Below are 20,216 nucleotides of genomic sequence, written 5' to 3'. Positions count from 1 at the left end.
TGTTTGAAGACCGATACCCCATTCGATTCATCGCGTTTATTTCAGCCTCAAGGCCTTCAAAACGCTTGAAGTTGAACAGGGTATCTACAGCGGCGCCGTAGCCGCTTCCAGGTGCTTCGTTTATTCGTCCCGATGCTTGAAGAACCGCTGGATGCTGGAGAAATCCAGGCCGCCGTTACCGGCGTTGGCGTGCAGACCGTAAAGGCTTTTCGCCAAAGCGCCCATGGGCGTGGCGGACTTGCTGGCCAGCGCGGCTTCCAGGGCCAGGCCGAGATCCTTGTTCATCAGGTTGACGCCGAAGCCGCCCTGATAGTCGTTGCTGGAAGGCACGCCCTCCATGACCCCGGGCCAGGGGTTGTAGACTTCCAGGGACCAGTTGCGGCCGGAGCTGGCGAACATGATGTCCGACAGGACCTTGGGATCGAGGCCGTGATCGACGCCCAGTTGCAGGGCTTCGGCGGTGCCGATCATGTGGACCGCCAAAAGCATGTTGTTGCATATTTTCGCCACTTGCCCGGCGCCATTGTCACCGGCACGGAAAATCTTGCTGCCCATGCACTCGAGCACCGCGCGGGCGCGCTCCACCGCATCTTCCGGGCCGCCGCAGATGAACGTCAGGGTGCCGGCCTTGGCACCGCCGACGCCGCCGGATACCGGGGCGTCGATCATCACCCGGCCGCTGTCGGCGGCGGCGCCGGCCAGCTCGCGGGCGGTGGCGGCATCAATGGTGGAGCAGTCGATGATCAGGCTGTCCTGGCCGATGGCGTCGAGAATACCGTCGTCTCCCAGGTAGAGCCCTTTGGCGGCGGCGCCGGAGGGCAGCATGCTGATCACCACTTCGGCGTTCTCCACCGCCTGCTTTGGTGAGTCGGCGGCGCTGGCACCGGCGTTCACCGCTTCCTGCAGCAAGGCGGGCACCAGATCAAAGGCGAGCACCTCATGACCGGCCTTGACCAGATTGGCGGCCATCGGACCGCCCATGTGTCCGACACCAAAAAACGCGATTCTCATAATTATTCCTCCAGCTGCTGAAGCCGACGCGGTGCCCGTTTTACAGATCCTTTCTATAGGTCCGCTAACGGGTCGGGTACGCCGGGAAGTTGATAAAATTCCGCCAGGTATGCCGGTGTGATGTCGGAAACCGAGCGGTGTTTGAAACGGGGCTGGCCGTCCTTGTCGATCAACAGGGCGCGCACGCCCTCCTGGAAATCGCCGTGCAGCGCGCACTGCACCGCCACGCGCCATTCCATGCGGAACACATCGGCCAGCGTCATGTCGGCGCCACGGTGCCAGTTTTCCCACACCAGGGCGGCGGTTTGCGGGCAGCCCCGGGCGAGCGTGGCCGCGGCCTTGCTCAACCAGCGGTCGTCGCTGTCGAGACCGGTGATTGCCTCGACCACCTGGCTCAGATCGTCCCCGCCGCAGAGCCGATCGATCTCGTCACGATGTTCGCTTACCGGGCTTTGCGGCAGGGTGTCCGCGGCCAGCGCGAAGCCGGCCAGCGCCTCGCTGACCTGGCTGTCGTGGCGCTGTGGGTCGCTGTCCCAATTCAATTCGCTGAGCGCACTCATCACCGCCGCCTTGCTCTCATGGGCGATGGCCACGTCACCGAGGCCGATGGCGAGGCCGTCGCTGACGTTAATGTTGGCGCCGGTCAGCCCCAGGAACAGGCCGACCTTGCCGGGCATGCGACTGAGGAAGTAACTGCCGCCCACGTCCGGAAACAGACCGATGGTGATTTCCGGCATGGCGATGCGCGCGGTTTCGGTAAGCACTTTGTGCGAGGCGCCGGCCAGCAGGCCGAGCCCGCCGCCCATGATGATGCCATTGCCCCAGCAGATCAGCGGCTTGCCGAACGTATGCAGCCGATGATCCAACTGGTATTCGCGACCGAAGAACGCTTCCGCGTGCCGGTTCCGCTCACCCTGTGGCGTGGCCACCATGCTTTCGTACAGGCGCACGATGTCGCCGCCGGCGCAGAACGCCTTATCGCTGTTGGCGTCCAGCCAGACCGCCTGGATCGTGTCATCGCCCTGCCAGGCGGACAATTGCTCCTCCAGCAGGTCGATCATTTCCAGGGACAGGGAGTTGAGGCTTTTCGGTGCGTTCAGGGTGGCGCGGCCGATACGGCCGTGACGGCCTTCCAGGACTTCGAACGTCACGGGGGCGGTGCTGTCGCTCACGGTGCTATCCATTAACAGGACTCTCCATCAATTGATTGCGTTGCGCGGCATTATCCCGGTCGCTCACAGGAACGCCAGGTCACCCAACACGCGGCGGGCAATGATTACCCGCATGATTTCGTTGGTGCCCTCCAGAATCTGATGCACGCGGGCATCGCGCACGTAACGTTCCAGCGGGTATTCCTTGATATAGCCGTAACCGCCATGCAACTGCAGCGCCTGGTTGCAAACGTCGAAACACAGGTCGGTGGCGAGCCGTTTGGCCATGGCGCAATACATGGACTTGTCGCTGTCGCCCTGGTCCAGCTTCCAGGCCGCCAGCCGCACCATCTGTTGCGCCGCCAGCAGATGCGTGGCCATGTCGGCGAGGGTGAACTGGGTGTTCTGGAACTGACTCAGTGCCTGGCCGAACTGCTTGCGTTCCTGCACATAGGACCGGGCTTGACTGAGCGCCGCGGTGGCGGCCCCCAGGGAGCAGCTGGCGATGTTGATGCGGCCGCCGTCGAGACCGGCCATGGCGATCTTGAAACCCTGTCCCTCTTCACCGATGCGATAGCGCTCCGGAATACGCACGTCTTCCAGGATCACGGCCCGGGTGGGCTGGCTTTTCCAGCCCATCTTGTCCTCGTTGCGGCCGTAGCTGACACCGGTGGTGTCCGCTGGAATGGCGAAGCAGGTAACGCCACCGGCACCGCTGCCGCCAGTGCGTGCCATCAAGACCAGCACGTCGGTGTCACCGGCGCCGGAAATAAACGCCTTGGCGCCGTTGAGCACATAGTCGCCGCCGTCCTTTTTCGCGCTGGTGCTCAAGGACGCCGCATCGGAACCGGCATTGGGTTCGGTAAGGCAGTAGGACGCCAGCTGCTTACCGCTCATCAGCCCCTCGGCCCACTGGTCGCGCAGTGCGTCGGAACCGAAGTTCGACAGCATCCAGGTGGCCATGTTGTGAATGGTGATGAACGCCGTGGTGGAGGTGCAGCCGGCGGCCATTTGCTCGAAGATCAAGGCGGCATCAAGCCGGCTCAGTCCCATGCCGCCGTGGTCGGGATCGCAGTACAGCGCGCAGAAGCCGAGTTCCCCGGCCCGCTTGATGGTGTCCTTGGGAAAAGTGCTGTGTTCGTCCCATTCGGCGGCGAAGGGCGCCAGTTCCTTTTCGGCGAACTGGCGGGCGGTATCGCGGAACGCCTGTTGTTCTTCGTTGAGGGAGAAATCCACGGTATCGGTCTCCGCTGTTCGCGGGCGGGCCCGCTCTCTCATGGCGGTGCCAATGAGGGAGCGGGTACGCCGGCGAGGTTATTTCAGATGGATGGTCATGTTCGGGCCGCTGTGGGTGGCGTCGGCGATATCGTCGTCAAACCAGCGGCTGGTGACGGTCTTGGTCTCGGTGTAGAACCGCACTGCCTGTTTGCCGTAGGCGTGCTGGTCGCCATAGAAGGACCCTTTCCAGCCGGTGAAGCTGAAGAACGGCAGCGGCACCGGAATCGGGATGTTGATGCCGACCTGACCGACTTCCACTTCGTGCTGGTATTTGCGGGCGGCGGCGCCGCTGGCGGTGAAGATGGAGGTGCCGTTGCCGTAGGGGCTGTTGTTGACCAGCTCGATGGCTTCTTCCAGCGTATCCACGCACACGCAGCACAGCACCGGGCCGAAAATTTCTTCGTTGTAGATGCTCATTTCCGGCTTCACGTCGGTGAACAGCGTGGGGCCGACCCAGTTGCCATCCGGCAGGCCGTCCACGGTGCAGTCGGAGCCGTCCAACAAGCAGGTGGCGCCCTCTTCCTTGCCCTGTTTGATCAGGGTGAGGATGCGCTCCCTGGCCTTCGGGCTGATCTGCGGGCCGTAGGCGGCACCGGCGTCGTCCCAGGCACCGGGGCGCACCTTGGCGAACTCTTCCTTGATGTCGTCGATCCACTGTTTTGAATCACCGACGAACACCGCCACGCTGATCGCCATGCAGCGCTGACCGGCGGCGCCGCAGGAGGAGCCCACCAGATTGCCAACCACCTGGCTCTTTTGTGCGTCCGGCATGATCACCATGTGGTTCTTGGCGCCGGCGAAACACTGGGCGCGCTTGAGATGCTCGGTGGCGGTGCGGTAAACATGCTGGCCCACCGGCACGGAACCGACGAAGGACACCGCCTTGATCTCCGGATGGGTGAGCAAGGTATCCACCTGCTGCTTGCCGCCGTGCACCACCTGCAGCACGTTCTTCGGCGCGCCGGCTTCCAGGAACAGTTCCGCCAGCAGATTGGGGGTCATCGGATCCTGCTCGGAAGGCTTGAGCACGAAGGTGTTGCCGCAGGCGATCGCCATCGGGAACATCCACAGCGGAATCATCGCCGGGAAGTTGAACGGGGTGATGCCGGCGCACACGCCCAGCGGCTGGATCCAGGAATGGGTGTCGATGCTGCGGGCCACGTTCTCCACCGTTTCGCCCATCATCAGCGACGGGATATTGGCGGCCTGTTCGACCACTTCGATGCCACGCCAGACATCGCCCTTGGCGTCCTCGAAGGTCTTGCCGGTCTCCTTCGCCAGCACCTTGGCGATATCGTCGTGGCGCTCCTTCAGCAAATGCTGGTAGCGCATCATCAGACGGGCCCGTTCGGTGACCGGCACCTCACGCCATTCCTCGAAGGCGGCCTTGGCGGCGGCGATGGCTTGCTCCATTTCCTCGCCGGTGGCCGCCGGGGCTTCGCACAGCACTTCCTGGGTGGCCGGGTTGGTGACGGGAATCCAGGTATCGGTGGCGCTTTGCGCGAACTCACCGTTGATCAATTGAGGCAGTCGGGTGGACATAACGCTCTCCAAATGTTTTTAACAACATGTCTGTGGTGTAACACATCCCGTCCTCGCTGCGGATGGGCGGGATTGATCGGTCATGGAGGGTCTTGCCCGACCCTCCCCGGCGCCGGCTCTATACCAGCGTATACAGTACCACCGCCAATGCCAGTACCAGCGAGGGTACCAGCACACTGGCCACGAACACCGCCGGATAGGCGCGCTGGTGGGTTTCCTTGCAGATGGCGCGGATGGTGGTGACCACGTAGCCGTTATGCGGCAGGGAATCCAGGCCGCCCGACGCCAACGCGGAAATCCGGTGCATGGCGCCGTTGTCCAGCCCCATGCCCTGATAGATGGGTGCCAGAATCGGCAAGGCGATACCCAGGCCGCCCGAGGCGGAGCCGGTAATGCCGGCAATAGCCGTTACCGCCATGGCGAGCCCGGCGTACTCCAGGCCGGGTAAATCAGTGAGTACCGCGACGATTTCCTTGAAGGCCGGCGTCAATGCCGCCACCGCGCCGAAACCCACCACCGCGCAGGTGTTGGCGGTGGCTACCAGGGCGTTGTCCGCCCCCAGTCCCAGGGTGCGGCCGCGCTGGTGCAGATGACGGTGAAACAGCGTGAAACCCAGCGCCAGACTGGCGACCATGGCGATCAGCAACGCCTCCACCGCGCGCATTTCGAAGACCAGCGCCAGCACGTTGAAGCCACCGACCAGGACCACCAGAGGGGCCAGAGCGGCGATAATCGGAATCGAACTGTCCGTTTCACTGCCACCATGATTGCGGCTGGCCGCCGGCGGATCGAAGGTCTCGCCAGCGGCAATGGCGCGACGCACCAGGGTTCTGATGGCAAAGGCGCCGATCATCAGGATGGTGATGCCGCAGAGGACACCGATGAACCCGCCGGCCACGGCGGTGGTGCCGAAATACTCGGTGGGAATCAGATTCTGTACTTCCGGCGAGCCCGGCGATGTCATGGTGAAGGAGATCGAACCGAATACCATGGCGGCGGGAATGAAGCGGTGTGGCAGGTTGGCGCCTTTGAACAGCTCGTAGGCGATGGGGTAAACGCTGAAGCCCACCACGAATACGCTGACGCCGCCGTAGGTGAGGATCGCCGATGCGCCCACCACGGCCATGATCGCGCGCTTTTCGCCGAACCAGTCGCGGGATTTTCTGGCAATGGCCTTGGCGGCGCCGCTGTCATCCATCAACTGACCAAAAATGGCGCCCAGAAGAATGGCCGGGAACCAGGTGGTGAAAAAACCGGTGAAGCCGTCCATGTAGCTGTCGAGCATGGCATCGCGCAGGGACAAGCCGCTGCACAAGGCGACCAGAACGGCGCAAAGCACCGCCGAGATGATGATGTTGACCCCTCGCATGGTCAGCACCACCAATAAAGCAAGGCCGGCGAACAGGCCAATGAAGCTGGCTACCAACATGTTCAGTCCTGGTTGTTGTTCTTCACCGCCGTGGGGAGCGGGAGGGCGTTATGCCATTTACTTTTAAAATTATTGCGCTTTTGTATCACGGAGAGATGGCCATTAAGATGGCGGCAATTGATCAAAGATGGATAAAATTGCTCTCATGATTGGCGAGCTTTCTCCTCAGGTGGAGACTTCCCAGTGGCCATTGCCGAAAGCCGGCCGGCGGGTGGTGATCCCTCATACGCTGGTGGCGGAGCTGGCGGAACATCCGCTGTGCCGGGACTGCATGCCCCATGGCGTCGGGTTCTATCCCGCCGCTGCCGGACACCATATGGGGCGGGCGGCGCCGCGGGATCATCTGGTGATTTATTGCCTGGCGGGGTCCGGCGTGGCGGAACTGGAGGGGCGGCGCCAGCCGGTGCGGGCCGGGGATGTTCTGTTGTTACGGGAAGGCCAGCGTCACCGTTACCGGGCCAACCCTCAGGACCCCTGGACGATCTACTGGGTGCACCTGGGGGGCGCCGAGGTGGATACCTATTTCGACGAAATCCTCAGTTCCCCGGACGGTTTCACCGCCACCGTTGGGCAGCACTCGCGACTCACCGAGGACTTGGAGCTGCTGTTGACCACCGTGACGCGCTTCCGTCCCCATCACTTGATTTACGCCGCCAATCTGCTCAAGAGCCTGCTCTCTTTCATGGCATTGATGCGGCGGCAGCGTCAGGCCCGCAACGTGGCGCTGGACGTGCCGCGGATCCAAGCCTGGTTGCAGGCGCATCTGCATCAACGCATCGAGCTGGAACAACTGGTCAGTGCCACCAGTGAACTGTCGCTTTATCACTTCATTCGCGAATATAAACGGCAGACCGGGCAGACGCCGATGCAGGCGTTCCAGCATTTGAAGATCACCCGCGCCTGCTATCTGCTCGACATCACCGATCTCAGCATCACCCAGGTGGCCGCCGATCTTGGCTACGATGACCCTTATTATTTCTCCCGCCAGTTCAAGAAGGTGATGGGGGTGGCGCCAAGGGACTACCGGCGAGAGAGGTCGGAGCGGTGACGGGGCGGTTCTTCGTGTGCTGACGAATGGGGCCCGCGCCCAAAAATCCGCCTGCAGGACAGGCTCCTACAGCCACGTGTTGCAGCAATCGTCAGGCTCAACCCGCCACGTCACTTCCGCCGCCACTGCAGAAACGCTTCCCCCGCCTGGGCCACCGCCTCGCGCAGCGCCTGCCGACGTTTCTCGTCCTGCTGGCGGGTGTTTTGCTGCAAGGCTTTCTGTAGTGCGTGGCGCTGACTGCGGGGCAGGGCATCGAGCCAGTGGCTGTCGGCATTGTCCAGGGTCAGCGGGTCGCGGCCGGCGTGATTGCGATCGGTGATCTGATACCAGTGTTGCAGGGCGCGGCCGAGCACCACATAGCCGAATTGCGGGTCGCGCAGTGGTCCGAAGCGCGCCTCGCGGCCGCCGGAGGATAGCGGGCCCAAATTCAGGCGATCCAGTTTGCTGGAATAGTAGAGGCTGCCGGCGGCGCCGAGCACGCCGCCGATCAACGCGCCGGCGCCCAGCGTATGGCCGGCGGTGAGGGCGTCCACGCCGGCGCCACCCAGAGCGCCGGCGCCGAAACCGGCGGTGGCCAGATAGGCCCGGCTGACGCCCCAGGCCCGGCGTTCCCGTTCGCTGAACAGGTCATGCCCGGGTTCCCATTCCAGGTGCTGTTCCTGTCGTTGCAGGTGGTGGTGCTGATAAAGCTGCTCCACTTCACGCCGCAGCCGTAGCTCCCGTTTGCGTTGCCAGTCCTGCCAGCTTTGCCGCAACCTGACCTCCAGGGCGGAGCGGCTGGCGTCTTCGCCGAGGCGGGCGCTTTCGGCATGGCCGAGCATATCGCTGAGGGCATCGGCGATCAGCGTCCAGGCCCGCTTCTGGCGGTGCCGGCGTTGCTCCCGGAGATGTTCGACGGCCTGATCCAGAGCGGTTTCCCACTGTGGCGCCAGCTGTCCGAAACTGCGCAGCAGACTCAGATGGGTTTCGAACGGCGCGGTGACCGCGTTGAAGTCGCGGACGATGCGGAAATACTGCCCCAGGGCGGTGCGCCATTGTTCGCCGTGATCGTCATCGCCGATGCGGTTGATCAACGCCAGACTGGGCTGGCCGGTCCAGCGCAGAATTTCCATCTCCGCCTCGTGCTCCTGATGATAGGGCACTGAACCGTCCACCACATAGATGATGCCGGCGCCGTCGAGAATTGGTGTCAGCAGTTCGCACTCGTCGTGAAAGCGCGGATCGTCGCGGTACTGATTGACGAAGGCGCGTACCGTGTCGGGCCGGTCCGAGGCGGAATGGCTGTGCGCCTGCAACCAGGCCAGCACCCGGCGCGGGCGCTGGAACCCGGGGGTGTCGATCAGCTCGTAGAGCAGATGGCCGTCCACACTCAGCGGGTAGCGCTCGCTGTCACGGGTGGTGCCCGGCTCCAGGGCGATGGCGACGGCGTCGTTCTGCGAAAGCGTGGCGACGATACTCGACTTGCCCTTGTTGGGATGGCCGACCACGGCGAAGCGGGGAGCGGTGGTCATGAGGACACCTCCGGGGCGCGGCACAGACGCAGATGGGGATGTTGCCGCCGGTCCACGAACCGGCGCCATTGGGCCAGGGTGGCATCGGATAAAGCACCGCCCGGATCGGCGGCCAGGGGAACCAGGGCGATCACGGTGTCCTCGCCCCATTGTTGGCGGGCGTCGTCGAGAAAGTCCGCCAGCTCGCCGGTGGGCGGTTCCCAGCCCTGGGCCAGGATCAGTACCGGTTCGCGCCTCTGGCCGGCCTGTTCCAGCACCGCCCGATCATGCTCCAGGCTGGCGCTGCCGCCTGCTGCCAGCCGCAATGGGGCACGCTCCCCACCAGCGAGCGCACTGAACAGTCCGTCATCGGCGAGGCCAGCGCCAGCCCAGTGGATTACCGTGCCACTTTCCGGCAGCACGCCATCGGCCGCCCTGCCCTGATCCAGTTCCGGCGCCGGGGTGGCATTGCCGGCGCCGGTATCCAGCCACGGCTGTTCAAAGCGTTGACGCAGGGCCGCCATACCGGGATGCCGGGCCAACAGCCGCTTTGCACGCCAACGTAACTGGGCACGGCTCAAGGCCAGGAACACCAGGCGGGGCAGCACCACATAGACCAGCCAGACCATGGCCAGGAATGCCCACCAGGCGCCGAGCCGGGCCGGATCAGCGGGCGTTTGATCGCTGATACGGAAGAACCGGGATTGCTCCACCAGTTCCAGCGACGGCACCGCCGCTGGCAGCCATTGCCGCCATGGCCAGGCCAGGGCGTGGGTGAGTTCGTGGTAGGCCGGGGCGGAGGTTTGCAAGGTGGTGCTCCAGCCGAACGCCAGGTCACGCACCACCACCTGCACCAGCAGCGTCAGCAGCGCGGCGATCGCGAACGCGAGCCCGCCGCTGTGCGCGACCCGGGCCGCCAGCGGCGGTTGCAGATCATGCAGGGCGGAAGGCGTGGCGCCGGCCCGGTCCAACAGCCGCCCCCAGGGGCGCCAGCCGATTCCCGCCTGCACCGTGGTCAGGACCGCCAGAGTCAGTTGCAGGGCCGCGAAGCCGAGCAGCAGGGTGACGTTGATGCGCTGGCTGCCATCGTAATAAAGCAGCCCGAGCATGGTGAGCACGCCGAGTACCGCGCCGCCGAGAACGAACAGTACACGGGCCCGCCGCCAGGTGCGCAGACGGGGATCGTGGCCGCCGCCGACGCGGTCGGCGCCCAGGGTGCGTAACCAATCCTCGGGGAGTGGCGTGGAGCCGTCCCGCTGTTGCGCCTGCAGCGCCAGTTGTCGGTCTCGGCGATGGAGAAAATCCGGGCTCTGGCGCTGATCCCGCTGGTATTGATCATCGAAGTCCAGCAGCAGGCGCAAAGGGGAGTAGGGCAAGGTGAGCGTCCGTTCCAGGGTTACAGTGATGTATCGAGCAGTAGGATCACCGTCTTACCGGAATGGTGTAGCTGATGTCGTCCTGACCACAGGCGCCGCAAGCGTTGCCGAATTCACCCTGGTCCTCGCCCGCGGCGTTGAAACCGTTCACCGGATTGTAATCCATGGTGCAAACGGTGGGACGCGGATCCGGACAGGCGGTGGCGCCCTCCGGCAGATTCGCGGAGGGAGTGCTGGCGCAACCGGTGGCGAACAGGGCGGCGGCGGCCGTAACGAACAGAATGCGGTGCATGTGATTCTCCTTGCTTCAAACAGCTACAAACGGGGCCCGGCGTCAGCCCATGAATCGGTCGCCGGTGATTCGGTGGTCAGCAACGGCGCCACCGAACCGATAGTGTAGTACGAGATATGGCGATGGCGACAATGGCCGCTACCGGTCCCGTATTTTCAAGTGATGATTTCATGGCATACTGCGGATTCACTGAGTCATGATTGAAGCGATGAACTGCTGTCTGCCTGATTCCGCTCATACCCACCGCCCGGTGGATTGTCCCCGCCGCGGCCGCCGCCCCTATTTCCCCGATCCGCCGGTTAACCATTTCCTGTTATAGACGGTTCTCCCGTACTCTTGGGTGTTCCACGCCCGAAACGACAAATCGACGGATAGTCTATGAATCTTGGGTTTCTGGTTTTGCTGCCCTTTCTTGGGGCGGTGCTGCCACCGTTGGCTGAACGATGGCGGTTTTCGCGTCCGGCGTTGTCCTGGACGGCGGCGGTACTGCCTCTGCTGGCGCTGGGGGTGTTGTGGTTCCACGGCCGCCGGGTGTTCTCCGGTGAGACAGTACGTCAGTTCGTACCCTGGATGCCGGATCTCGGCCTGAATCTGGCGTTTCGTCTGGATGGCCTGGCGCTGTTGTTTTCGTTGCTGGTACTGGGCATCGGCCTGTTGATCATTCTCTACGCCCGTTACTATCTTTCCGCCAACGAAAAGGCGGGGCGTTTCTATGCCTTCCTGCTGTTGTTCATGGGCGCCATGATGGGAGTGGTGACCAGCAACAACCTGCTGCTGCTGGTGGTGTTCTGGGAACTGACCAGCCTCAGCTCCTTCCTGCTGATTGGATTCTGGTATCACCAGACCGATGCCCGTAAAGGCGCGCGCATGGCGTTGGCGGTCACCGGTATGGGCGGGCTGGCCCTGCTCGCCGGCGCCATTGTGATTGGCCAGGTGGTGGGGTCCTATTCCCTGGATGATGTGCTGGCCAGCGGTGATCTGATCCGCGGCCACTCGCTTTACCCGCTGATTCTGTGTCTGGTGCTGTTGGGCGTGTTCACCAAGAGCGCCCAATTCCCGTTCCATTTCTGGCTGCCTCACGCCATGTCGGCGCCGACCCCGGTCAGTGCCTACCTGCACTCGGCCACCATGGTGAAAGCCGGGGTGTTCCTGCTGGCGCGTTTGTACCCGGCGCTGTCCGGCACCGACCTTTGGTTCTTCCTGGTCACCGGTGCGGGTCTGGCCACGTTGCTGTGGGGGGCCATCTGGGCGCTGTTCCAGCATGATCTCAAGGGGCTGCTGGCCTATTCCACCATCAGCCATCTGGGTTTGATCACCATGCTGTTCGGCCTCAACGCCCAGCTGGCGGCGGTGGCGGGGGTGTTCCACATTATCAACCACGCCACCTTCAAGGCCTCGTTGTTCATGGCGGCGGGGATCATCGATCACGAGACCGGTACGCGCGACATGCGGCGTATCAACGGTCTGTGGAAATACATGCCGTACACGGCGGTACTGGCCATGGTGGCGTCGGCGGCCATGGCCGGGGTGCCGCTGTTGAACGGCTTCCTGTCCAAGGAGATGTTCTTCGCCGAGACCCTGGATTCCGGCCAGCTGGGGAGCCTGAGCTGGATTCTGCCGCTGGGCGCGGTGCTTGGCGGAGTGTTCTCGGTGGCCTATTCCGCCCGCTTCATTCATGACGTGTTTTTCAACGGCGAACCCATCGACCTGCCCAAATATCCGCCCCATGAGCCGCCACGCTATATGAAGGTGCCAGTGGAAGTGCTGGTGGCCTTGTGTCTGGCGGTGGGTATCTTCCCCTCGTTGACGGTGGCGGCCCTGCTCGAGGTGGCCGCCCGTGCCACCCTCGGCGGCACCCTGCCGGAGTATCATCTGGCCATCTGGCACGGATTCAATGTGCCTTTGATGATGAGCATCGTGGCCCTGGTGGGCGGCGTGCTGGTGTACAGCCAGCGTCTTCGGTTATTCGCGCTGAATGACCGCCTGCCGAGCCTCGACGCCAAACTGGTGTTCGAAGCCCGCATGCAGTCCCTGGCCAGGTGGGCGGGCACCATTAGCAGCACCCTGCGTAACGGCTCCCTGCAGAGCTATACCGCCTGGTTGTTGATGGTGGTGGCGCTGGTGCTGGTGACGTCGGTGACGCGGGAACTGCTGGCTGGTGGCGGCCGCGAGATGCTGCCGCTGGATGGCGTGGCGTTGCTGTGCGGCGGGATGTTGATCGTCGCGGCGATTCTTACCACCGCCCTGCACCGCCACCGGATGACCGCGATCATGTGTTTGAGCGTGGTGGGGCTGGTGGTGTCACTGATGTTCGTGCGCTTCTCCGCGCCGGATCTGGCGTTGACGCAGTTGTCGGTGGAAGTGGTCACCATTTTGCTGCTGATGCTGGCGATGTACTTCCTGCCGGTGCGCACCCGCCGTGAATCCTCCATGCCGCGTATCGGCCGGGATGTGGTGCTGTCAGTCCTGGTGGGCGGTGGTGTCGGCATTCTCGCCTTCATGATGATGACCTCCGGGGTCGATTCGATCAGCCCGTTCTTCCTGGAAAACGCCAAACCCGGCGGAGGGGGCACCAATGTGGTCAATGTCATTCTGGTGGATTTCCGTGGTTTCGATACCTTCGGCGAGATCATCGTGCTGGGCATCGCCGGCATGGGCATTTATGCCCTGCTCAAGGATCTGGAGCTGTACTCGCCGCAGACCGATTCACTCGGGCGGCCCTGGGCCAAGGATGCCCACCCGCTCATTCTGGTCACCATTTCGCGGCCGCTGCTGCCTCTGGCCTTGATGATCTCGGTGTACATCTTCCTGCGCGGACACAATCTGCCCGGCGGTGGTTTCATCGCCGGTCTGATTACCTCGGTGGCGCTGGTGCTGCAGTACGTGGCGTCCGGGGTGGCGTGGATGCATCGCCGCATTCCCGGCGATTACCACCCGGTGGTCGCCTTGGGTGTGCTGCTGGCCGGGTTCACCGGTGTCGGCGCCTGGTACTTTGGTCATCCGTTCCTGACCAGCGCCTTCTGGCATGTGAATTGGCCGGTGGTGGGTGAGTTCGAGGTGGCCACCGCCATGTTGTTTGATACCGGGGTGTTCCTGACCGTGGTTGGCGCCACACTGCTGATTCTCGCCAACCTGGGCAAATTGTCCTTGCTGGACGACAAGGGAGGGGTTCGCTGATGGAAGCGTTGGTCGCGATCATCATTGCCGTCCTGGTGGGCAGCGGTGTTTATCTGGTGCTGCGGGCGAGAACTTTCCCGGTGATTCTGGGGCTGACCCTGCTCAGCTACGGCGCCAACCTGTTTGTGTTCATTTCCGGGCGGCTCAAGCTGGACCAGGTGGCGGTGGTGGGGCAGAGCGCCGATCCCACCGACCCCTTGCCCCAGGCCCTGGTGTTGACCGCCATTGTCATCGGTTTCGCCATGACCGCCTTTCTGGTGGTGCTGGCGCTGCGTGCGCAGGGGGAGTTGGGCTCGGATCACGTCGACGGACAGCGTGATGAGCTGTACGGCGAGCAACAGAATAAGGGGAGCCGCTGATGTCGAACTGGATCATGGCTCCGATTCTGATTCCCGCGCTGGCGGCAATGATGTTGCTGCTCGAGGTTCGTGAGCGCCATTGGTTGCGCCGGGTGACCGGGCTGACCGCGACGCTGGCGCTGGTGCCGGTGAGTATCCTGCTGTTCCGGCAGGCCGCCACCGGCGACATTCAGGTGTATTCGCTGGGGGATTGGCCGGCGCCGTTCGGCATCGTGCTGGTGCTGGATCAGCTCAGTGCGCTGATGGTGCTGCTGACCTCGGTGCTGGCGGTGCCGGCGCTGCTCTACGCCAGCCATGGCGACGATCGCCTGGGCCCCAACTTCCATTCGCTGTTCCAGATGCAGTTGATGGGTATCAACGGGGCCTTTCTTACCGGCGATTTGTTCAATCTGTTTGTATTTTTCGAGGTCCTGCTGATTGCCTCCTATGGGTTGGCGCTGCATGGGCGCGGGCCGGCACGGGTGCGCGCCGGGTTGCACTATGTGGTGCTCAACCTGATCGGTTCCGCGGTGTTCTTGCTGGCGCTGTCACTGATCTACGGTGCCACCGGTACCCTGAACATGGCGGATTTCGCCGCGCGGGCCGCCGAGCTGGAGGGGCCGGCGCTGACCCTGGTGAAAGTGGCGGGTTTGTTGCTGTGCGTGGTGTTTGGTCTGAAGGCGGCGCTGTTTCCGCTGTACTTCTGGCTGCCGGCCACATACGCCAGCGCTACCGCTGGCGTTGCCGCGTTGTTCGCGGTGATGACCAAGGTGGGCATCTATGCGCTGCTGAGAGTGCATGGTCTGGCATTCAGTGACGGCGCCCTGGCCGGCCTGGGTGACATGGCCCTGTGGACGGTGTCCCTGTTGACCCTCGGGCTGGCCACGGTGGGGGTGTTTGGTGCCCGGCGACTGGGGGAACTGGTGGCCTACCTGGTGGTGATGTCGGTGGGGACGCTGGTGGCGGCGTTGGCCTGGGGCACGGAAGAGGCGATTAGTGGCGCGCTGTTCTATCTGCTCCACTCTACCTTGATATGCGCCGGCCTGTTCCTGCTCGCCGACCTGGTGTCACGGGGGCGGGGAGATGCTGGCGATACCCTGATGGCGGGGCCGCGTCCACCCGCGGCAGGCCTGCTGGGCGCGTTGTTCTTCATTGGTGCCGTGGCGGTGGCGGGGCTGCCGCCTTTGTCCGGTTTCCTTGGCAAGGTGATGCTGTTGCGGGCGGTGCCCGCGCCCGCGTACTGGGCACTGCTGTTGGCGGGCGGCCTGCTGGCGGTGGTCGGCCTCAGCCGCGCCGGCTCCACGCTGTTCTGGCGGGCCGGAGAGCCGATGGCGGGCACGGTGCTCAACAAGGGGCGGCTGGCGGCGGCGGTGCTGCTGCTGGCCATGGCGCCGGCCATGGTGTTGTTGGGCGGGCCGTTGTCGGCGATCACGCAGTCGGTTGCTGCCCAGTGGGCGCAGCCGGATCTGTATATCCACGCGGTCCTGGGCTATCCGGGAGGTGCGCAATGATCCGCAAGCTCTATCCGTTCCCGACTCTGAGTGTGTTTCTGCTGCTGATGTGGTTATTGCTCAGCGGCTTCAGCGCCGGCCACCTGGTGCTCGGCATGGTGCTGGCGACGGTGCTGCCGCTGGGTACCCTGCCGTTCTGGCCCAATGTGCCGAGGCTGCGCAATTTTCACAAACTGGTGCTGTTCGTGTTGATGGTGCACTGGGACATCATCGTCGCCAATCTGTCGGTGGCCCGGCGCATTCTGGGGTCGCCGAAGAAATTGCGCCCGGCGTTCGTCGAGGTGCCGCTGGATATCAAGGACGACTTCGCCATCACCCTGCTTACCAGCACGGTGTCGTTGACGCCGGGGACGGTAAGCGCGGATATCAGCGCGGATGCCAGCCGTATGCTGGTGCATGCCTTGCACGTGGAAGACGAAGCGGTGCTGGTTGATCAGATCAAGCAGCGCTACGAGCGGCGTCTCAAGGAGATCTTCGAATGTTAGAAACGGCCATCGCCATTGCGTTCGGACTGTTCGTGGTGGCCCAGTTGTTGAATCTCTACCGTCTGCTGCGAGGGCCGAGCCTGCCGGATCGGGTGCTGGCGCTGGACACCATGTATGTGAACAGCATTGCACTGATCGTGCTCTACGGTTTGTCCAGTGGCAGCAAGTTGTATTTCGAGGCGGCCATGCTGATTGCCCTGATCGGGTTTGTCAGCACCGTGGCCGTGGCCAAGTACATGACCCGCGGCGACATCATCGAATAAGCCGCGAAGGAGCTTGAATGGACATCGTAATCGAATACATCACCGCGATTTTCCTGCTGATTGGCGGGGTGTTCGCGCTGATCGGCTCTCTGGGGCTGGTACGGTTGCCGGATTTCTTCCTGCGCCTGCATGGCCCGACCAAGGCCACCACGCTGGGCGTGGGCGGTACCATCATGGCGTCGCTGGTGTACTTCTCCTGGACCGAGCATGCCCTGCATCTCCACGAGATTCTGATCACTCTGTTTCTGTTTATTTCGGCGCCGGTGTCGGCGCACATGCTGGCCAAGGCGGCCATGCACAGGGAGCTCAAGTACCGCGAGGACACCCGCGGCAAGCCCTGGAAGCAGTAGGCGGGCCCTCTAAGGTATTGCTCCTACAGCGGCGCCGTAGCGGCCTCCGAATTTACGTTTCCAAAAAAAAGGGGACACAGTGGCCTTCGTGCGGGAGCCCTCGGGCCAGCCTGTGATCCCCATCATGAAATTTGTAAAAGATGGAACCGGCAGGAACTTTCGTTGAGGTGGAGCTGTCTTAATTTACAGCTACGGACTGGTAACCCCCGATCCCCCAGTACCCTCGCCGGTTCGTAGCTTCTGGACACCCCGGCCTCTTCCCCAGGAGGCCGGGGCGGCAAGCCTCCCTGGCAGCGAAGTCGTTCCCTTCCCCCCCAATTGCTGCCAGGGATTTTTTTTGTAACCTGCCTTCCATGGCGGTCACCCTGCCGGGCCGTTGCTGGCGCAACGTCAAAAATCGCTCCCGGCGATTTTTTACCCGAAGATCAGGCCCCGGGCATCCCCCCTTCTTTTATGACCCCCGTCTCCGGCGGTCACACCCTTCCTCTCGACCGTGGCCTGGGCCCCACCATGAATCGCCCCCCAGCGATGTTTTGGCGGTGCCCGTTTCGATGCCTCGGTCTGGGCCGGTATTGCACCCGATACGGAGCAAGGGCTGTGCCAGTTTCGTGAAAACGGGAAAAATGGCCAAAATTCAAAGAGTTGGCGCTCACTGCCGGAAGTGGTCTGGTATTGATGGGATCGTGGGACCGACAAAATTGGGCGCCGGGTGACACAAATGGGCAGTTCCGGTCAGATCGCGGGAGGGGCTTCGTCCTCGATTCGCAACCACTCGGCCATTTGGTCCCAGGCTTGCTCACAGCCCTGCCCGGAGGTGGCGGAAAAAAGCTGCACCCGCAGTGGCGCGGGATGATCTTTGAGGGTCTTGGTGACCTGCATCAAGGCGCTTTTGGCGGCGCCGAACTTTAATTTGTCCGCCTTGGTCAGCAGGATCAGCAGCGGCATTCCGGAACGGGCGGACCATTCGAGCATCAACTGGTCGAATTCCCGGAGCGGGTGGCGAATGTCCATCAACAACACCAGGCCGGTCAGACATTCGCGGCGCGCCAGGTAGTCGTCCAGATGCTCCTGCCATTGCATGCGTACCGCTTTGTCCACCTTGGCGTAGCCATAGCCGGGCAGATCCACCAGCCGGCGTTGCTCATCCAGGGTGAAAAAGTTCAGCAACTGGGTCCGGCCCGGTGTCTTGGAGGTGCGAGCAAGACTGCGCTGGCCGGTAAGGCGGTTGATGGCACTGGACTTGCCGGCGTTGGAGCGCCCGGCGAATGCCACTTCCAGGCCCTCGTCAGGGGGGCACTGTTCGACGGTTTGCGCGCTTTTCAGGAAAGCGGCCTGGTGCAAAAGGCGTTGAGCGGGATGCAATGGCATGGCGGTCCGGTTACGAGCATCAATGGAGGGCATCGCCCTGTCTCCGCAAATACCCATGCATAAACAAGGGATATGACGGAGGCGAGCCCGTAGTATATAATGCGCGCCGTCACGCGTGTGGCGCGTGGCGGGATTTCTACAGGTGTTTGTCTTTAAAGGCAAATTTAGAGACGCGCCTGTCGCCAGCATGACGCCAGCCCATTGGGAGGTATTGCATGAAGGGTTTGCTCGCGGGGTTCGCCCTGATGTTCATCGCCGTGGGCGCCAGCGCCGCCACGGTGCAGGAGCGTTACGACCAGAGCTGCACCTACTGCCATAGCACCGGAGCCGCCGGCGCGCCCAAGACCGGGGATCAGGCCGCCTGGAAACCGCGTATGGAGAAGGGCATGGATACGCTGGTGAAGCACGTCAAAGAGGGGTTCAAGGCAATGCCGCCAGGCGGTATGTGCAGTGACTGCTCCGACGAAGAATACCGCGCTCTGATCGAGCATATGACAAAATAACACGCTGCTTTAAAGGAAGGGCCATGAAGTGTCTTAAGCTGTTCGTGCTGCTAGCCGCTACGGCGGTTTCCCATGCCATGGCAGCCGGTGATGTTGATGCCGGCAAGGAAAAATCCCAGCCCTGCGCGGCCTGTCATGGCGCCGACGGCAACTCTCCTTCCGGTGAATGGCCCAGCCTCGCCGGACAGGGTGAAAAATACCTTGTCGAGCAGATTCAGGCGTTCAAGGCCGGCGATCGGCAGAACGCACTGATGGCACCGATGGTGGCCAATCTCAGCGAGCAGGACATGGCTGACCTGGCGGCGTACTTCTCCGCCCAGACCATCAAGGTGGGGCAGGCCGATCCTGAATTGGTGGAACAGGGTGAGCGGATTTATCGTGGCGGCGTGGTCGCCGATGGCGTTCCTGCCTGTTCCGGCTGCCACGGCCCCGCCGGCGAGGGCGTTGAGGCGGCCGGGTTCCCGGCTCTGGCCGGTCAGCACGCCCAGTATCTGGAAATCCAACTGAAGGCGTTCCGCGCCGCCGGCCGTGGTGATCTGGGTGACAATGTGGTTAAACGCACCAACGATCCGCAGGAAATGATGCGCACCGTGGCCGCCAAGATGAGTGACGCGGAGATCAAGGCGGTGGCCAGCTTCCTCAACGGTTTGTCCACCGAGGAATAACTTCGCTCCCGCGCGGGAAAAAAAGGCAGCTTCGGCTGCCTTTTTTGATGGCCACCCTCCTTGGCGGCCACCCTCCGGGCCGTCACTGAAGCAACATTTAAAATTGCTCCCGGCAATTTTTTATGACTGCCGTCCATGGCAGTCACCCTCCGGGCCGTCCACGACGCGCGCCAAGCCTTCACGACTGTGATACAAAAGACTCCTATCATCGAAAGGGGAACCAACGGGGGTGTTCATGACTCTTAATGGTTTCGGTTCTCGCTAAAGCTGTGACAACAAGGAGAATTTCATGCTGCGTATGGTTAGCGCCCTGCTGATGTCCCTGGGGCTGATGATGTCCGCCACCGTGGTGGCTCAGGAAGGGCAGCCTCAATACAAAGAAGGCGTTCATTACCGGGTGCTGGATAATCCCGGCACCACCAGTGTCCCCTCCGGCAAGGTGGAAGTGCGGGAGTTTTTCTCCTACATGTGTCCGCATTGCTATTCCCTGGAACCCACCGTGGACAACTGGTTGAAGAACAAGCCGGAGGCGGCGGCCTATGTGCGTACTCCGGTACTGTTCATGCAGCACGCCGAGCCGCTGGCCCGGGCCTACTTCATCGAGGAATCCCAGGGGCTGACCGGCGAGATTCACCGGCCGCTGTTCGACGCCATTCATATGCATCGTGAGCGCCTGTTCGACGCCGACGCCCTGGCCGGTTTCTTCGAGAAATACGGTGTGGAGCGCGACAAGTTCAACAGTCTGTACGGCTCTTTCGCCGTGTCCACCAAGGTTCGCGAGGCGGACGCCCTGACCCGTGAATATCAGATCCGCGGTGTGCCCTCCCTGGTGGTGGCTGGCAAATACGCGGTGATGCGGGATAACCTCAAGAACAACGCCGAGATGTTCGACGTGGTGGATTTCCTGGTTAAAAAAGAAAGTGAGAAGTAAGCAACGCC

19 protein-coding genes are annotated in these 20,216 nt (G+C 62.9%); 10 read left to right on the top strand and 9 right to left on the bottom strand.

What is annotated here, in order from left to right; translation table 11 throughout:
- Nucleotides 1–120 precede the first annotated feature (120 nt).
- From mmsB to CRO06_RS02920, 5 genes are all read right to left on the bottom strand, one after another.
- A complete protein-coding gene (gene mmsB / locus CRO06_RS02940) occupies nt 121–1,011 on the bottom strand; it encodes a 3-hydroxyisobutyrate dehydrogenase (protein WP_022994658.1) in 891 nt (296 codons plus the stop codon).
- A gap of 53 nt (nt 1,012–1,064) precedes the next feature.
- Nucleotides 1,065–2,195, bottom strand: coding sequence for an enoyl-CoA hydratase/isomerase family protein (locus CRO06_RS02935; RefSeq protein WP_055100346.1), 1,131 nt, complete (start codon nt 2,193–2,195; stop codon nt 1,065–1,067).
- Between the two features lie 51 nt (nt 2,196–2,246).
- Complete coding sequence (locus CRO06_RS02930) at nt 2,247–3,398, bottom strand: acyl-CoA dehydrogenase family protein (RefSeq protein ID WP_097057697.1); 1,152 nt, start codon at nt 3,396–3,398, stop codon at nt 2,247–2,249.
- Nucleotides 3,399–3,476: 78 nt separating this feature from the next.
- The gene (locus CRO06_RS02925) at nt 3,477–4,982 is read right to left on the bottom strand and encodes a CoA-acylating methylmalonate-semialdehyde dehydrogenase (RefSeq protein WP_022994661.1); all 1,506 of its coding nucleotides are present in this window, start codon (nt 4,980–4,982) and stop codon (nt 3,477–3,479) included.
- Nucleotides 4,983–5,100: 118 nt separating this feature from the next.
- On the bottom strand, nt 5,101–6,411 hold the full coding sequence (locus tag CRO06_RS02920; protein WP_179746428.1) for a GntP family permease: 1,311 nt from the start codon (nt 6,409–6,411) through the stop codon (nt 5,101–5,103).
- Between the two features lie 127 nt (nt 6,412–6,538).
- Here CRO06_RS02920 and CRO06_RS02915 point away from each other — a divergent pair, with 127 nt between their 5' ends.
- Nucleotides 6,539–7,459 carry an AraC family transcriptional regulator gene (locus tag CRO06_RS02915; protein WP_022994663.1) on the top strand — a complete coding sequence of 307 codons (921 nt, stop codon included), beginning with the start codon at nt 6,539–6,541 and terminating at the stop codon, nt 7,457–7,459.
- Nucleotides 7,460–7,569: 110 nt separating this feature from the next.
- Here the strand turns inward: CRO06_RS02915 and CRO06_RS02910 are convergent, their stop codons facing one another.
- Genes CRO06_RS02910 through CRO06_RS02900 form a run of 3 tightly spaced genes read right to left on the bottom strand, consistent with a single transcriptional unit; the run spans nt 7,570 to nt 10,617 of the window.
- Nucleotides 7,570–8,970, bottom strand: coding sequence for a GTPase/DUF3482 domain-containing protein (locus tag CRO06_RS02910; protein WP_097057696.1), 1,401 nt, complete (start codon nt 8,968–8,970; stop codon nt 7,570–7,572).
- Nucleotides 8,967–10,325, bottom strand: coding sequence for a DUF2868 domain-containing protein (locus CRO06_RS02905; protein WP_097057695.1), 1,359 nt, complete (start codon nt 10,323–10,325; stop codon nt 8,967–8,969). Before CRO06_RS02905 ends, CRO06_RS02910 begins: the two co-directional genes overlap by 4 nt.
- Nucleotides 10,326–10,371: 46 nt before the next feature.
- Nucleotides 10,372–10,617, bottom strand: coding sequence for a hypothetical protein (locus CRO06_RS02900; RefSeq protein ID WP_022994666.1), 246 nt, complete (start codon nt 10,615–10,617; stop codon nt 10,372–10,374).
- A 378-nt stretch (nt 10,618–10,995) separates the two neighbouring features.
- On the opposite strand from CRO06_RS02900, the gene CRO06_RS02895 reads away from it, so the two are divergent.
- From CRO06_RS02895 to CRO06_RS02870, 6 genes are read left to right on the top strand one after another with little or no spacing between them, the layout of a single operon-like run.
- On the top strand, nt 10,996–13,794 hold the full coding sequence (locus tag CRO06_RS02895) for a monovalent cation/H+ antiporter subunit A (protein WP_026948736.1): 2,799 nt from the start codon (nt 10,996–10,998) through the stop codon (nt 13,792–13,794).
- A complete protein-coding gene (locus CRO06_RS02890; RefSeq protein ID WP_026948735.1) occupies nt 13,794–14,153 on the top strand; it encodes a Na+/H+ antiporter subunit C in 360 nt (119 codons plus the stop codon). Before CRO06_RS02895 ends, CRO06_RS02890 begins: the two co-directional genes overlap by 1 nt.
- Nucleotides 14,153–15,643, top strand: a complete 1,491-nt coding sequence (locus tag CRO06_RS02885; protein ID WP_022994669.1) for a monovalent cation/H+ antiporter subunit D — start codon at nt 14,153–14,155, stop codon at nt 15,641–15,643. Before CRO06_RS02890 ends, CRO06_RS02885 begins: the two co-directional genes overlap by 1 nt.
- A complete protein-coding gene (locus CRO06_RS02880; RefSeq protein WP_022994670.1) occupies nt 15,640–16,128 on the top strand; it encodes a Na+/H+ antiporter subunit E in 489 nt (162 codons plus the stop codon). The genes CRO06_RS02885 and CRO06_RS02880 overlap by 4 nt, the downstream gene beginning before the upstream one ends.
- Nucleotides 16,122–16,391: a K+/H+ antiporter subunit F gene (locus CRO06_RS02875; RefSeq protein ID WP_022994671.1), complete on the top strand. Its 270-nt coding sequence runs from the start codon at nt 16,122–16,124 to the stop codon at nt 16,389–16,391. Before CRO06_RS02880 ends, CRO06_RS02875 begins: the two co-directional genes overlap by 7 nt.
- 17 nt (nt 16,392–16,408) lie before the next feature.
- Complete coding sequence (locus tag CRO06_RS02870) at nt 16,409–16,741, top strand: Na+/H+ antiporter subunit G (RefSeq protein ID WP_022994672.1); 333 nt, start codon at nt 16,409–16,411, stop codon at nt 16,739–16,741.
- A gap of 732 nt (nt 16,742–17,473) precedes the next feature.
- Here the strand turns inward: CRO06_RS02870 and yihA are convergent.
- Nucleotides 17,474–18,109, bottom strand: coding sequence for a ribosome biogenesis GTP-binding protein YihA/YsxC (gene yihA / locus CRO06_RS02865; RefSeq protein WP_026948734.1), 636 nt, complete (start codon nt 18,107–18,109; stop codon nt 17,474–17,476).
- Between the two features lie 215 nt (nt 18,110–18,324).
- On the opposite strand from yihA, the gene CRO06_RS02860 reads away from it, so the two are divergent.
- From CRO06_RS02860 to CRO06_RS02850, 3 genes are all read left to right on the top strand, one after another.
- On the top strand, nt 18,325–18,612 hold the full coding sequence (locus tag CRO06_RS02860) for a c-type cytochrome (RefSeq protein ID WP_022994674.1): 288 nt from the start codon (nt 18,325–18,327) through the stop codon (nt 18,610–18,612).
- Nucleotides 18,613–18,635: 23 nt separating this feature from the next.
- The gene (locus CRO06_RS02855; protein ID WP_022994675.1) at nt 18,636–19,277 is read left to right on the top strand and encodes a c-type cytochrome; all 642 of its coding nucleotides are present in this window, start codon (nt 18,636–18,638) and stop codon (nt 19,275–19,277) included.
- A 289-nt stretch (nt 19,278–19,566) separates the two neighbouring features.
- Nucleotides 19,567–20,208 (top strand): thiol:disulfide interchange protein DsbA/DsbL, encoded by a 642-nt coding sequence (locus CRO06_RS02850; RefSeq protein WP_022994676.1) that lies wholly within the window; start codon nt 19,567–19,569, stop codon nt 20,206–20,208.
- Nucleotides 20,209–20,216 lie beyond the last annotated feature (8 nt).

Origin of the sequence: Alloalcanivorax xenomutans, from assembly GCF_900217905.1 — a bacterium.
Taxonomy (GTDB): domain Bacteria; phylum Pseudomonadota; class Gammaproteobacteria; order Pseudomonadales; family Alcanivoracaceae; genus Alloalcanivorax; species Alloalcanivorax xenomutans.
Note: the sequence above shows the minus strand (reverse complement) of the source record. Positions and strands in the feature narration are given on the sequence as shown.